The following is a 15,414-nucleotide window of genomic DNA, read 5'->3' as shown; positions in this document are numbered from 1 at the left end:
AGGGCATCATCAGCATCGAAGTTGAACGCCATTTCTATCTTCTCGGTAATGAAAATCAGACTTTTTGAACACGTATCTTAAGGAGAACAATGCAATTTTCATCTGTTAAAAGTTGATTATACGCAATGCAAAAAGTATCATCAATAGGGTATAACATTTTTTTTGAAGAGGTGAACGATAACAATGGATAAACAAACACAGGAACATTTGGAATCCTTCCGTAATCTGGCTCGTAAAATTAAGAGCTATCATGAAGCCATTGGTTTGCTTCACTGGGATCTGCGCACAGGTGCGCCGAAAAAAGGCGTTCCGACTCGTTCGGAGACGCTGGGTATGTTGTCCACCGAAGCATTCAAGCTGCAAACCTCGGCTGACATGAAGACTTACCTGGATGCATTAACGACTCCAGCAGTATTGGAACAGCTCGAAGATATAGATCGTCGTCTGGTTGAAGATTGCAAGAAAGAATATGATCGCAGTCAGTCTGTACCACCTGAGAAAGTACAAGCCTATACCGTGCTCACGGCCAAGTCCGAAACTGCATGGGAAGATGCCAAGCATAACAGTGATTTTGCAGGGTTCTCCCCATATCTGACAGATATCGTTAAGCTCAAACAGGAGTTTATTGATTATTGGGGTGTGAAGGATACACGTTATGATACGCTGCTTGATATGTATGAACCGGATCTGACGGTTGAGAAAGTGGATGCTGTGTTCGCCCGCCTCAAAGCACGTTTGGTGCCTCTACAAGAGAAGATTAATGCTTCAGAAAACAAGCCCAATACAGCGTTCCTGAATCAGTTGTTTGACACCAAACAGCAGGAAAAATTCAGTCTGTTCATCCTGGAACAAATGGGCTATGACTTTGAAGCTGGACGATTGGACGAGAGTGTTCATCCTTTTGCAACGGGTCTTAACCCGGGTGATGTGCGGATCACAACACATTATCTGCAAGATGATGTAGCAAGCGCAGTCTTCAGTTCACTGCATGAGGGCGGACATGCCCTGTACGAGCAAAATATTGATGACAGTCTGGCGGGTACCCTACTTGCCGAAGGAACGTCCATGGGGATTCATGAGTCCCAGTCCCGTCTTTGGGAAAACATGATTGGTCGCAGCCTGCCATTCTGGACACGTTATTACAAAGATTTGCAGCAGCATTTCCCGCAACTGAGCGAGGTTGAACTGGAAGATTTCTATCGTGCAATCAACCGGGTGGAGAGTTCACTCATTCGGATTGAAGCGGATGAACTGACCTATAACCTGCATATTATTATCCGATATGAGATTGAGAAAATGTTATTCAACGATGGTCTGGAAGTGAAAGACCTGCCGGAGACCTGGAATGCAAAATACAAGGAATACCTCGGTATTATGCCAACGAATGATGGAGACGGCGTTCTTCAGGATGTTCACTGGTCTGGTGGTGACTTTGGTTACTTTGCTTCGTATTCTCTGGGTAATATGTATGCAGCTCAAATTCTACATACATTGCGCAAGGAAATGCCGGAATTTGATACCTTCATTGCCGAAGGTAATCTGATTCCAATTAAGGAATGGCTTACAGACAAGATCTACCAGTATGGTAGAAGTCGCACACCTTCCGAATTGATTGTTGCCGTAACGGGTGAAGAATTGAACCCGGATTATCTGGCCGATTATCTGGAAGCCAAATACGCCGAGATTTACAAGCTGTAGGTATCCCATATATACCATATTGAATAACATTTCGAAGAGCTGAAGAGTCGGGCATTATTGCCCGGCTCTTTTTTGCATTTAAGTTCTTAACCTTTTGTTGGGCATCGGCATATCCATAATAGAGAGAAACTGCTGAAACCAGTGAAGGAGGGAAACAACATGAAATACACGCCATGGTTCGTCCGGGGCATCGTTATTCTGCTGATTATCATTGTGGCGCTCACCAGCTGTAATAAGGAAGAGAATGAAGCCAAGATTACGATTGGCGAAGTGACTCGTTCGGTATTTTACGCACCGGAATATGTGGCTGTGGCTCAAGGTTTTTTTGAGGAGCAGGGACTTGAGGTGGATATCCAAACGACTGCTGGTGGTGACAAAACGATGGCGGCATTACTCGCAGGTTCGGTGGATATCGCACTGGTAGGAGCAGAGACGTCCATATACGTCTATCAGCAGGGGGCGGAAGATCCGGTCATTAATTTTGCCCAGCTCACCCAGACGGATGGTACATTTCTGTTCGCTCGTAACACAGAAGATAGCTTCGATTGGGAGCAACTGAGGGATTCCACATTTCTCGGTCAACGCAAAGGCGGCATGCCGCAAATGGCAGGGGAGTTCGCACTGAACAAACATGGCATTGATCCGCAAAGTGATCTGGAGCTGATTCAAAATGTGGACTTTGCCAACATTGCGTCTGCTTTTGCCTCAGGCACGGGTGATTATGTTCAACTGTTTGAACCCCAGGCATCGATCTTTGAACAAGAAGGTCGGGGCAAGGTTGTTGCATCTTTTGGCACAGAAGGTGGTCTTCTGCCTTATACCGTCTTCATGACGAAACAGAGTTATCTTAACGACAATAAGGATATCGTACAGAAGTTTACGAATGGTCTACACAAAGCGCAGGCATGGGTGGATTCCCATACGGCTGAAGAGATCGCTGAAGTCATTTCTCCTTTTTTCAAAGACATCGATCCAGCCATTTTGGTAAGCAGTGTGAACCGTTATAGGGAACAGGGCAGCTATGCAACGGATCCAATCATTGATGAGGAAGAGTGGAACAATCTGCTTGATGTCATGAGTGCCGCCGGAGAGTTGAAAGAACGCGTGGATTTGAATGCCATTGTGGATAATGCCTATGCGGAAGAAGCTACGAAATCAAAGTAATGGGGTATTCAGGAAAGGAAGTGAGCAGAATGCCTGAATCCGAAAGTGTGATCCGACTGGAGGGGATCTCTCAAGTATACGTCAGCGAGCGGGAAGCTTCCTTGGTGATTGAGGACTTGAGTCTGGAGATCCAAAAAGGAGAGTTCGTCAGTCTGGTTGGACCGAGTGGATGCGGTAAAACGACATTGTTGTCGATCATTGCCGGTCTGCTCACACCCACCCGAGGAGAGGTTAAGGTTAAAGGCAAACTTGTTGGCGGCCCCTCAGCACAGATTGGTTATATGCTTCAACAGGACTATCTGTTTCCATGGCGGACCATTCTGGATAATGCTTTGATCGGTCTTGAACTAACAGGCAGACTGGATGAACGGAGCCGTGAGCGTGTACGGGAACTGCTGGTAAGTATGGGGTTGGCCGGAACGGAGAATCAGTACCCTTCAGAGCTTTCAGGAGGCATGAGACAGCGAGTAGCCCTGGTGCGCACGCTGGCAACCGACCCAGGGATTTTATTGTTGGATGAACCATTCTCAGCACTTGATTATCAAACCAAGCTGCAATTGGAGGATCTGGTCTCGGACACGTTAAAACAGTTTGGCAAAACATCCGTTCTCGTCACCCATGATTTGTCTGAAGCCATTGCGGTCAGTGACCGCGTCATTGTGCTTGATCGCAATCCCGGCCGCATCCGTCGTGAGTTTATCATCCCCGATGGAATTCGGAAGGCTCAGCCGTTTCATGCCAGGGAACAAGAAGGATTCAATGCGTTGTTTCAGGCGTTATGGAGTGAACTGGATCAGCCCGGGGGAGGTGAGGAAGACGCGTGAATCCAATGAATCCGAAGCAGGAAAAGCGTGACGAATGGATGGGGCAGCTGCATCGGAATCATATTCAGCAGGTGGCCAGATGGCGACATCAAGTGCTTGCCGTACAATTATCTATGTTAGTATGTATGTTTTTGCTATGGGAAGTGGCAGGCAGACTTCGCTGGATTGATGTACTGTTATTCAGTTATCCGAGTAAGGTTTTTGCCCAGATTGGCAAGGACATCGCTAGTGGCGAGTTGTGGGCACATGTTGGGGTAACCGTAGGGGAAACGGCAGTTGGTTTTTTGCTGGGAACACTGGTGGGAACCTTGCTTGCGGTTTTAATTTGGTGGTCTCCTTTTTTGTCCAAAGTGTTGGACCCCTATATGGTTGTGTTCAACAGTATGCCAAAGGTAGCACTTGGCCCGATCTTTATTGTGATGTTCGGCGCGGGTTTTACAGCCATTGTTATGACCACATTGTCCATCACGGTCATTATCACGACATTGGTCGTGTATAACAGCTTCAATGAAGTGGATCCCAATTATATTAAAGTCATTCGTACGTTTGGTGGAGACCGTTCCGAGATTTTTACGAAAGTTGTATTACCTGCTTCTTTTCCGGCGATTGTATCCACCTTGAAAGTGAACGTTGGCATGGCTTGGGTGGGTGTAATTGTGGGTGAGTTTCTGGTCGCAAAACAAGGGCTCGGTTATCTGATTATCTACGGATTCCAGGTATTCAACTTCACGCTTGTATTATCAAGTCTGTTAATTATTGCTGCTGTTGCAACAGCCATGTACCAACTTGTTGTCTATGCAGAACGCAAAATGCTGGCTGGCCGCAGGTGATTCGTAGTGTTTTACTCGTAATGTGACCGGGTATGATATGTATACAATTTCACAAGGGGTGTCACGTTGCCCGATACCGTAAAATCAAGTACCATATTTAGTATGATTATTCCGCGCAGATCCGGAATGAATGCGATGATTGGAGAAGAGGGCCTTGAGGTTCTGTCGCAACGATCTAACTTGCCAGCGTCCCTCATTCGGGGCGTGTTGCTGTGACCGGCATGCATGCGCATGTCGGTTGATGTCGTCTAGTTTACTTTTGGATGAGACATACTAGTCATGATAATGAAAGAGGCGACGAGCTGGCTAAGAATTTTTTTGCAGCTTAGAGGAGATGGAATATTAAATGGGTTTTAGGGTAATTAAAACTGCAATCGCCGCATTAATGGCTGTATTGATTGCAGACTGGTGTCGCTTGCCGGGACCAACATCAGCGGGATTGCTTGCCATTCTTGGCGTGGATGTAACGAGAAAACGAAGTATTCGCACCATATCGGCGCGGTTCTTTGCTTCCGTAGTTGGACTTTTATTTGCAAGTGTACTTTTTCACTTTCTAGGCTTCCATTATTGGGTGCTGGGGGTATACATATTGATCGCATTCCCGGCTATTGTCCGGGTAGGCTTCAAAGAAGGTATTGTTACAGGTTCTGTTGTGGTGTTTCGGGTGTTCGGCGGCGGGGAGATGGACGTGCATGTCGTCCTTGTACAAATTGCTTTGCTGTTAATTGGCCTTGGTTCCGCAATGGCGGTTAACCTGGCCTATATGCCGGCAGCAGATCCACAGATGCTGCGCATTCGGAAACGAATCGATGAACTCTTCTCGAAGATTTTCAAGGAATTTGCGGCCACGCTGCGTAATCCCAATGAAGCATGGGCGGGGAGAGAGCTGATTGAAGCAGATCAAGCGATTCTGGGCGGTATTGATGCTGCCAAGCGGTCTCTGGAGAATCAGGTGATTCATCCGAATGAGGAATGGAGTGTCTACTTCTATATGCGCAAAACGCAGCTGGACTCCATCCAGCACATGATGCATCTGGTGTCCCAGATCTATCAGAAGATGCCTCATGCGGAAATGGTATCGGAGCTGTTCGATCAGCTTAGTCAGGATGTACTTACTGAATCTTACACCGGACGAACTGAAAAACTTCTTGCGGATGTGCAAGAAGAATTCAAACGTATGGAGCTGCCGGATACAAGGGAAGAATTCGAGATTCGTTCTGCAATTCTCCAGCTGTGCCGTGAACTCGCGCTGTATCTGAAAGTCGCGAAGAAGGACAAAGCGCCGTCCCCAATCTCGGACCGGTCCCAATCTACAAACGAATAATAGAAAATAGTTGTCACCCTAGACGAATGCCCTGCATACACTTGTAGTGAATGATTGTATGGAGGAGGTTTAAAGATGTCATTGAGTCATAAACATCAATGTAGAGAGATTATCACGAAGGCGATCTGCGGCAAAGGTCGTAAGTTCTCTACCGTAACACATACCGTGACTCCGCCAAATGGTCCGACAAGTATTTTGGGGGCTTGGATTATCAACCACCAATATGAAGCCGTATCAGCGGGTGACGGAATTGAAGTTATTGGTACTTACGATATCAACATTTGGTATTCCTACGACAAAAATTCTCAGACGGATGTAGCCAAAGAAACGGTCTCGTATGTAGAACATGTGCCTTTGTCCTATCTGGACCCGAAACACCGGACTTCCACAGTAGAGGTATCTGCGGATGCAACGCAGGAACCTAGCTGTGTGGAAGCCACAGTATCAGCAGGTGGAAGCAGTGTAATTATCCGGGTAGAACGGGAATTCGCTGTGGAACTCGTTGCCGAGACTAAAGTTTGTGTGAAGGTCTGCACAGATGGATGCGGTGATTACGAAGACAAGGACTATGACTTTGGCAGTGGCGATGGAGATTATGACGATCTCGATCCCGATCTGCTCGACGATGAGCTGTGAGTTTGACGCCTGTATTTGATAACCTAAGGTATCATATGCGCCAGAAGGCACGGTGAAGAGGGCGTAAGCCCTCTTTCTTCTTAAATATTGAAAAATGGGTGGTAACGAGCCTCGCAATGTGCCTGGAATACCTTTCACGGGAAGGCTCCGCATTGCGGGGTTATTTTTATTTTAGTTGCATGATCCGGGAGGGGGGACGTGATGAATGTGATGGAACAAGCGGAGGAAGCGCTGCGCCGATATGAAAGGATGACTGCCGGAGAACGTGCAGAACGGCTGAAACAGGCAGGCATTGAAGTACTGTCACTGCACGATCGGCGCAAACGTGAACCAGGCTTGCGTGTACGCTATGACGTAGAGATAAGTTGTCTGCAGGCAATCCGGATCAAGCGCAAGGATACTAGTGGCATGGGAGGGGCACAGGAAACTCTGTTGGAGCGTGAAGCGAGTTCAACCTTGTTCAAGCGCATAGAACGACTTGCGATCAAAACGCTGTATACGCTAGGACTGGATCATGGAGCTGTTCGAATGGAATCTTCAGAGAATGGCGGATGTGCAGTGATTTCGATCGACTCGTGTCCCTGGAAAGGGGTGACCAACCTTGCTGCTACCTATAGGGAAAGCTGGAAGCAGCATCAGGAACTGCTGGATGAGGAGGCGAATCACAGACCCACTCCGATACTCGGCATGGACCCGGAGTTTCTTCTGGTGCAGATGCCGGAATCCAAAATCGTACCCGCCTCCAAATTTCTTGAACGTACAGGAATGGCAGGCTGTGATTCCGTGACGATTGGTGGACGGCGCATATATCCGGTTGCCGAACTGAGACCGGCTCCCAGCTCCGAACCACGAGAACTGCTGGCCCATCTGATGAGGGCATTTGCAGCCGCTTCCCGCAGCATCAGTGATCACTCGCTCATCTGGCAGGCAGGAGGGATGCCACAACGGGGGTTACCTTTGGGTGGTCATATTCATTTTAGCGGGGTGAATCTTACCGGGGAACTGCTTCGTGCACTGGACAATTATCTGGCATTGCCACTGGCATTTCTTCAAGACCCCCGTGGATCGGGAAGGCGACCCCGTTATGGAGCACTTGGTGATTTTCGTCTGAAATCCTATGGTGGGTTTGAGTATCGTACGTTACCCAGCTTTCTTGTGTCACCCCTTGTTGCGAAAGGTGTTGTGGCCTTGGCAGGTCTGATCGCGAGCGGGTATACTCAATTACGGCAGCGACCGTTGGCGAAAGCTGAGGTTCATGCCGCTTTTTATGAAGGAAAGCGGGAAATGATTAAGGAACACATCCCAGCCCTCGTAGATGATCTGAAGAAGTTGGATGGATATGCACGTTATGAACGGTATGCGTCTCCGTTAATCCTTCAATTAAAACTGGGAAGAACATGGGATGAGAGCCGCGATATTCGCAAACTCTGGAATATTCGGGCAGGTTCATGAAGTACGGACGTTTTTTTGATATAATAAGAAACAAGTCTTTTTAAGTACGTGTTCAAAAAGAACGGTTTTCAGTACCGAGAAGATGGGATGAAGCTAGAAATGGAGTAGCGGAGCGTAGGAAAACTACGTGAGCAACGGACATTTCGGCTGAATGCCATATTCGACGCTGATGATGCCACTAGGCATTTTTCGTAATCAAAAGCGGACTTTTTGAACAACCTTTATAAGTGATAGCTACGGAAGATATGGAGCAGCAACCCTTGAAGGAAGTGGCGAATAGCCAACACATAAGGCGGAGGCGCAAACACAGTGCCTGACCGTCTTATTGTCCTTCCAGGACGCGTTTCTTCCTGACATTATAGGAACGGGATGGAGGATATTCATCATGGCTCAGTATACGCCAATGATTCAACAATATTTGCAAGTGAAGGCCGAAGCACAGGATGCTTTTCTATTTTTTAGACTGGGTGACTTCTATGAACTGTTCTTTGAGGATGCAATTAATGCTTCCCGTGAACTAGAGATCACGCTGACCGCACGTAACGGAGGCACGGATGATAAAATTCCGATGTGCGGTGTACCTTATCATTCGGCTGACAATTACATACAGCGTCTGATTGAAAAAGGATATAAAGTTGCGATATGTGAACAGATGGAAGATGCAAGTGTAACGAAAGGCATGGTACGACGTGAAATTGTACGTGTGGTTACACCCGGAACGGTGATGGAAGGCAAAACGCTGGGGGATAAGTCCAACAACTACATGGTCTGTCTTACAGGTAATCAAAATACGTTGGCGCTGGCGGCCTGTGATCTGTCAACGGGTGAGTTGTATGTGACATCGGTGCCCTATTCCAAGGAGTGGCTTACAGATGAAATCGGCATCTACGAACCATCGGAGCTGGTAGGGGATGCAGCGCTGCTTGAAACGGTAGAAGCCGAGGCGTCTCCAATCGGTCGCCCTGTGGTCTACACGTCCTGGACAAAGAATAAGGAAGATCTGGTCCGTCAGCAGTTTGGCGAGGCTGTGTGGGCCAGATTAGAGCCTGAACGTCAAGCGTGCATTGCACGTCTTTTCTCCTATCTGAGTGAGACACAGAAACGTTCTCTAGGACAATTAACACAAATCTCAACGTATGAACCAGATCATTATATGATCTTGGACCCGTTTACCCGCCGGAACCTGGAATTGGTGGAAACTGTGCGTGAACGCTCCAAAAAAGGTTCATTACTCTGGTTGCTTGATCGGACCGAGACGTCCATGGGTGCAAGGATGTTGCGTCGCTGGGTCGATAAGCCATTATTGCAAAAAGGGAAGATTAATGAGCGCCTTGAAGCAGTGGATACACTGTACAACCAGTTTATATTGCGTGAGGACCTTCGGGCAGAACTCAAAGACATCTACGATCTGGAACGTTTGGTAGGTCGGATCGCGTTTGGTAATGCCAATGGTCGTGACCTGAATGCGCTCAAGTCATCGCTGGAGAAAATTCCAGGACTTCGTCAACATTGCGCAGGATCATCTTCCGCAACATTGCAGCATATTGCCGAAACGATGGATGATTGCAATGATCTGCGTGAAGCCATCGGGCAAGCTATTGTGGACGAGCCGCCGGTATCGGTAAGGGACGGAGGTCTGATTCGTGAAGGGTACCATGAACGTCTGGATGAATTGCGTGAGGCTTCGGTTAACGGGAAACAGTGGATTGCCGAGCTGGAAGCGAGAGAGCGTGAGGCGACAGGCATTCGATCGCTGAAGATTGGATATAACAAAGTATTTGGTTATTATATCGAGATCACCAAGTCCAATCTGTCCGCGCTGCCAGAGGGACGTTATGAACGTAAACAGACACTTGCCAATGCAGAACGTTACATTACGCCGGAGTTGAAGGAAAAAGAGACGCTGATTCTCGAAGCTCAGGACAAAATGGTTGATATTGAGTATGGGCTGTTCGCAGAGCTGCGCGAGCGGCTGAACAAAGAGATTGCAAGATTGCAGAAGCTGGCCGAACAGGTAGCGGAAATTGATGTGTATCAATCTTTTGCGGTGATTAGTGCTGAGCGAAACTTTGTACGTCCTACGTTGACCGACGGCTATGATCTGGTTGTGGAAGAAGGACGCCATCCGGTCGTTGAGGCGGTCATGCGAGATGGCGCATTTATTGCCAATCACACGGCAATGACCAAGGAAGAGGCACGTATTCTGCTGATTACCGGTCCAAATATGGCTGGTAAGAGTACGTATATGCGACAGGTCGCTTTAATCTCCATTTTGGCGCAAGTGGGTTGTTTTGTACCTGCGGGTCAGGCGGAAGTGCCGATCATGGATCGCATTTTCACACGGATCGGTGCCGCGGATGATCTCATTGGCGGACAAAGCACATTCATGGTGGAGATGGCCGACATTCAGGTCATGACGGACAAAGCCACACCACGCAGTCTGATTATTATCGATGAATTGGGACGTGGGACATCGACCAGCGAAGGTATGGCGATTGCTCAGTCTGTTATTGAATATGTACACGATATTATCGGCTGTAAAGCTCTTGTATCAACTCATTTCCATGAGCTTGCTCATCTGGAGGAGAGTCTGGACAAGCTGGCCAACTACTCGATGGCGGTACAAGAGAGCGGTGACAAAGTTAATTTCCTGCGCAAATTGATTGCCGGGGCAGCCAGCAGCAGTTATGGTATCTATTGTGCACGCCTTGCAGGTCTGCCTGATAGCATTATTGAGCGGGCGAATGGACTATTGCATGGGTTCGAATATGCGGCCGCGCAAGTAGCTGTGGGCAGTGAATATATCGGAAACGAGAAGCAGGAAGCAGGCTTGAAATTAAAAGGTGGAGAATTCCAGCACACGGATTCGGCACCATTGATCCGGGAACACGAGATTGTGGATATTGCAGAGTACACACCTTCTATTGAAGATTCGGCAGGGAAGCAACATGCCAAGAAAGCAAACAGCAAAGCACAGTCCAGCGCAAACCATTCGGATGTGGTTCAACTGTCCATCTTTGGGGATGATGAGCCGAATGTGGCAACGAAACCGGATGTAGTTGCGGTGGATAAACCAGCGCGAGAATTCATCCGTACGATGAAAGATATCGATGTCATGAATATGACGCCTCTTCAGGCGATGCAGATATTGAATGATCTCAAATTGAAGGCACAGCAATTATCCTGAGTATAAGGGAGGGGAAAACCTGTGGCGAAAATACATGTGCTTGATGAACATATTGCCAACCAGATCGCGGCGGGTGAAGTGGTCGAACGGCCTGCTTCAGTTGTCAAAGAGTTACTCGAAAACTCGGTGGATGCAGGCGCCACCAAGATTGAAGTGACGGTGGAAGAGGGCGGACTCCTCAGTATTCGTGTCAAAGACAATGGTACAGGTATTGAGCCAGAGGATATGGAAACAGCCTTTTATCGTCATGCGACCAGCAAAATAGTTCATGGCCGAGATCTGTTCCAGATCACAAGTCTTGGATTCCGTGGAGAAGCCTTGGCGAGTATTGCAGCAGTATCCAAGGTAGAGGTATTATCGGCAAGTGATAATGATGGGCGGGGGCGCCGCATCGTAATTGAAGGCGGGAACCTTGTCTCTCATGAAGATGCAACCTCACCCCAAGGTACAGATTTTGCAGTGAGAGAACTATTTTACAATACGCCAGCCAGACTCAAATATATGAAAACGATTCAGACGGAACTGGGACATATATCAGATGTCCTATACCGGATGGCGATGTCTCATCCAAACATTTCGTTCCGACTGCGCCATAATGAGAATGTGTTGCTTCAGACGTTGGGTAATGGCGATCTGCTGCAAGTGGTTGCAGCGATCTATGGGACAAGTGCTGCGAAAGCGATGCTTCCCATCCAGGGAGAAAGTCTGGATTACCGGGTGAGCGGGCTGATCAGTCTGCCAGAATGGACACGAGCGAACCGTAATGGTATGTCAACGATTGTTAATGGGAGATTTGTTCGCAATTACGGTCTCAATCAGGCGATTCTCAAAGCCTACCATACCTTGCTGCCCATTAATCGCTTCCCGCTTGTTGTGGTGCAACTGGAGATGCACCCATCTCTTGTGGATGTGAATGTGCATCCGGCCAAGTTGGAGGTTCGCTTCAGCAAGGAACCAGAACTGTATGAATTCATAGAGACAACATTACGGGGGATTCTCCGGCAGGAGGTATTGATTCCACAGGTCAAAAAACAGCAGATTCGACGTGGAGACGATAGTTCCTTTATCCAGGAGCAATTCCTCTTTCCACGTGGTCCGCTGAAAGATGCATCTGATGCAGAAGGATATGGTCAACAAGGTCCACTCGGGAAACCTACTGCTGCACCGCTGAAGGTGACTGCCGAAGATGATGATCTGGATTTGGATGCTCCGGCGGATGTGTCCACAGCACAGCAGGTATCTGAACAGGGTCACTCAGTGCCGTTGCCAGAAGCTCCACCTGAGATTACACACCCCCCTGTGCAGTTAGAAAGTTGGAACGGGGATATTTTGCAGAAGATTGCTAGTCATGACGGGGGGCAGACATCCGTTAACGTGCAAGAAGGCACTAAGGATGTAAGTACAAGTACAAGTTCAAATACAAGTTCTACCGAAACTGTTCCCAAATCTGACCTCTCTTCTCAAGATGGTGGGGATCGTGGAGCAACAGAGAAACCGCTGGCTGAAGGCAAACCAGCTACGTATCGCTCCGATTCCGTATATTCACCGGTTAGGGAAGCACGTTCATCGTATAATCCGTCTTCGATTGCCAGAGGTGAACGGACGTGGAAAACTTCAGGTCTGCCTGATGCCACTAAACTTGCTGCTGCCATCAAATCAGATGCATCCATGCCCGCATTTCCGGAGCTGAGTCTGATCGGACAGCATCATGGTACGTATTTGATCGCGCAAAATGACCAAGGCTTATATTTGATTGATCAGCATGCTGCCCATGAACGTGTGAATTATGAGTACTATTACGAGAAGTTTGGCAACCCTGCACAGGCCTCACAAGAGTTACTGCTGCCGATTACGCTGGAGTTCACACCTTCGGAGACGGAAAAGCTGAAAACTAGACTGGCCTGGTTCGAGCAGGCAGGTGTATATTTGGAGCATTTTGGTGGACAGACGTTCCGTGTGCGCTCCCATCCGTTCTGGTTCCCCAAAGGAGACGAGAAAGACATTATTGAAGAAATGTCCGAATGGGTTCTTAGTGAACGCAGCATAGATGTGGCCAAGATGCGAGAAGCTGCATCCATTATGTGCTCCTGCAAGGCGTCCATCAAAGCGAACCAGAAGCTGACGGATCAGGAAGCAGAAGTGTTAATTCAGCGTCTGGGTTCATGTCGTCAGCCCTACACTTGTCCACATGGGCGGCCGATTGTGGTTTCATTTTCAACGTATGATCTGGAAAAATTATTTAAACGAGTGATGTAGTTATTTAGGGGGACATTATGTACATTACAACCGGTGACAAGGAGATTGCCTCTCAGGTGGAGCGTGCGCGTAAGCTCGCCGAAACGACAGGAGGTACCTACGTACCGCGCAATAGAACGTCTTTACCCAAACTGATTGAACATTATGGTATCAACGAAATACTGGTCGTGCTCAATGGCAGAGCACGCTTGTTTCGCAAGGATGCAACGGAGCTTGAGTTTCACCCCAGTATGGGATTTGTTCGTGCTAAACGTGTTCTTAGAGGGGAAGCTGATCCCATGCTGGAAGCTGGTGCGGTACTCGAAGGAGACACCATTGTGGATTGTACCGCTGGACTCGGTTCAGACGCGCTGGTATTTTCGGTTGCGGCTGGGAAGGGTGGACAAGTCATCGCCTGTGAAAGTTCTCAAGCACTCTATACCCTGCTGCTGGAGGGCATGTCCCATTATAAAAGCAACCAGCCCTTGGTGGATGAGGCTTTCCGGCGCATAGATCTGCGGCATGTGGATCATCTTGAGTTACTGCGGTCCATGCCGGATCGAAGCTGTGATACCGTATATTTTGACCCCATGTTCCGGGAACCGATGATGGATTCAAGTGCTATACAGCCCTTACGAGATTATGCAAATGCTCACGCGCTGGATGAACAGAGCATTATGGAAGCAAAACGTGTCGCCCGTAAACGGGTAGTCATGAAAGAAAAGCGCGGCAGCGCGGAGTTTGACAGGCTCGGATTTGAAATACTTGATCGGGCGAATGCAAAAACCCTGTACGGAGTGATTAATGTTGAAAGTGGAAGTTAAACCAAAACCTAAACTACTTGTGCTGGTTGGACCAACAGCAGTAGGCAAAACAAGAATGAGCATCGAGCTTGCCCAAGCTTTCAATTGTGAGATTATCTCAGGCGATTCGATGCAGGTATATCGTGAAATGGATATCGGAACTGCCAAGATTACCTCTGAAGAAATGAAGGGTGTACCTCATCATCTCATTGATATCCATGAACCGGAGTATCCGTATTCTGTGGCCGAGTTTCAGGAGAGTTGTACACGATTGATTAGTGAAATCCATGAACGCGGTAAAATGCCTTTTATTGTAGGTGGCACTGGTCTATATGTGGAATCAGTATGTTACGGCTTCCAATTTTCGGATAGTGGTTCAGATGAAGCGTTCAGAGAGGAACAATTCAGCTATGCGGAGCAACACGGAGCACAGGCCCTACATGATCGATTGAGGGAAGTTGACCCCGTTAGTGCGGATCGTCTGCATCCGAATGACCAGCGGCGAATTGTACGTGCGCTTGAGATCCATCATCTCACAGGCGAGAAGTGGTCTGATCAGCTGGCAGTACAGAAGAAAGAGTCGCCTTATGACCTTCTTATTGTTGGTTTGACAATGGATCGGCAGAAGTTGTACGCCCGGGTAGAAGAGCGGATTGATCTGATGATCGAACAAGGTCTGGTGGATGAAGTGAAGTCCCTGTTGGAACGCGGAGTGGCCAGAGGTCATATTTCCATGCAAGGACTGGGGTATAAGGAGATTGCAGCGTTCCTGCAAGGGGAAGTGAGTTGGGAAGCTGCGGTTGAGTGGTTGAAGAGGGATACACGTCGGTTTGCCAAACGGCAGCTTTCCTGGTTCCGCCATATGAAGGATATTGAATGGGTGGACATGACGGATACCCAGGATTTTGAAGGGAAATACAAGCAGATAAGTGAATTGATTACACGAAAATTTGATTGATTTGAGCGATTATTAGTATTCTTCTGACATGCATCGATTAGATCAAGATATGTAAACCTCTACCTTTTAGTTATCAAAAGGATAGAGGTTTTTACTTATCACTAGAACAGATGGTAGAGATTGAGCATTCGCTAAACAACGCATAAATGTGCTTTAAAATGAAGATTTAGTCCCTCTTTTGCAAAACAGACAAGCGGTGTATAATGGGTAAGTCTTCTATTTTTTCACCTCGCCAAGAATGGGGGTAAAATAGCAGACAAGGGGTTTTTGTGGATTATATGAAACTGTTCATGATATAATAGC

Annotated in this window: 11 protein-coding genes; all 11 read left to right on the top strand. The window is 47.8% G+C overall.

Annotation, left to right across the window (positions count from 1 at the left end; genetic code table 11):
* Window positions 1-183 precede the first annotated feature (183 nt).
* The 11 genes from AC4E8D_RS18490 (at window position 184) to miaA (ending at window position 15,111) form a co-directional block, all read left to right on the top strand.
* Window positions 184-1,698, top strand: a complete 1,515-nt coding sequence (locus AC4E8D_RS18490; RefSeq protein WP_221821709.1) for a carboxypeptidase M32 — start codon at window positions 184-186, stop codon at window positions 1,696-1,698.
* Between the two features lie 159 nt (window positions 1,699-1,857).
* Window positions 1,858-2,862 (top strand): ABC transporter substrate-binding protein, encoded by a 1,005-nt coding sequence (locus AC4E8D_RS18485; RefSeq protein WP_339304662.1) that lies wholly within the window; start codon window positions 1,858-1,860, stop codon window positions 2,860-2,862.
* Window positions 2,862-3,686: an ABC transporter ATP-binding protein gene (locus AC4E8D_RS18480; RefSeq protein ID WP_490205061.1), complete on the top strand. Its 825-nt coding sequence runs from the start codon at window positions 2,862-2,864 to the stop codon at window positions 3,684-3,686. Before AC4E8D_RS18485 ends, AC4E8D_RS18480 begins: the two co-directional genes overlap by 1 nt.
* Before the next feature lie 38 nt (window positions 3,687-3,724).
* On the top strand, window positions 3,725-4,516 hold the full coding sequence (locus AC4E8D_RS18475; RefSeq protein WP_370511416.1) for an ABC transporter permease: 792 nt from the start codon (window positions 3,725-3,727) through the stop codon (window positions 4,514-4,516).
* A 346-nt stretch (window positions 4,517-4,862) separates the two neighbouring features.
* Entirely contained in the window at window positions 4,863-5,840 is a 978-nt protein-coding gene (locus AC4E8D_RS18470) for an aromatic acid exporter family protein (RefSeq protein WP_339177189.1), read from the top strand.
* A gap of 75 nt (window positions 5,841-5,915) precedes the next feature.
* Complete coding sequence (locus AC4E8D_RS18465) at window positions 5,916-6,476, top strand: outer spore coat protein CotE (protein ID WP_062835006.1); 561 nt, start codon at window positions 5,916-5,918, stop codon at window positions 6,474-6,476.
* A 201-nt stretch (window positions 6,477-6,677) separates the two neighbouring features.
* Window positions 6,678-7,928 carry a putative amidoligase domain-containing protein gene (locus AC4E8D_RS18460; RefSeq protein ID WP_339177187.1) on the top strand — a complete coding sequence of 417 codons (1,251 nt, stop codon included), beginning with the start codon at window positions 6,678-6,680 and terminating at the stop codon, window positions 7,926-7,928.
* Between the two features lie 385 nt (window positions 7,929-8,313).
* On the top strand, window positions 8,314-11,115 hold the full coding sequence (mutS, locus tag AC4E8D_RS18455; protein WP_339304660.1) for a DNA mismatch repair protein MutS: 2,802 nt from the start codon (window positions 8,314-8,316) through the stop codon (window positions 11,113-11,115).
* A gap of 21 nt (window positions 11,116-11,136) precedes the next feature.
* Complete coding sequence (gene mutL, locus AC4E8D_RS18450) at window positions 11,137-13,371, top strand: DNA mismatch repair endonuclease MutL (protein WP_339304658.1); 2,235 nt, start codon at window positions 11,137-11,139, stop codon at window positions 13,369-13,371.
* 17 nt (window positions 13,372-13,388) lie between these two features.
* Entirely contained in the window at window positions 13,389-14,174 is a 786-nt protein-coding gene (locus AC4E8D_RS18445) for a class I SAM-dependent methyltransferase (RefSeq protein ID WP_221821695.1), read from the top strand.
* On the top strand, window positions 14,155-15,111 hold the full coding sequence (gene miaA, locus AC4E8D_RS18440; RefSeq protein WP_260632777.1) for a tRNA (adenosine(37)-N6)-dimethylallyltransferase MiaA: 957 nt from the start codon (window positions 14,155-14,157) through the stop codon (window positions 15,109-15,111). The genes AC4E8D_RS18445 and miaA overlap by 20 nt, the downstream gene beginning before the upstream one ends.
* Window positions 15,112-15,414 lie beyond the last annotated feature (303 nt).

The organism is Paenibacillus sp. SRL342, assembly GCF_984798905.1.
Note: the sequence above shows the minus strand (reverse complement) of the source record. Positions and strands in the feature narration are given on the sequence as shown.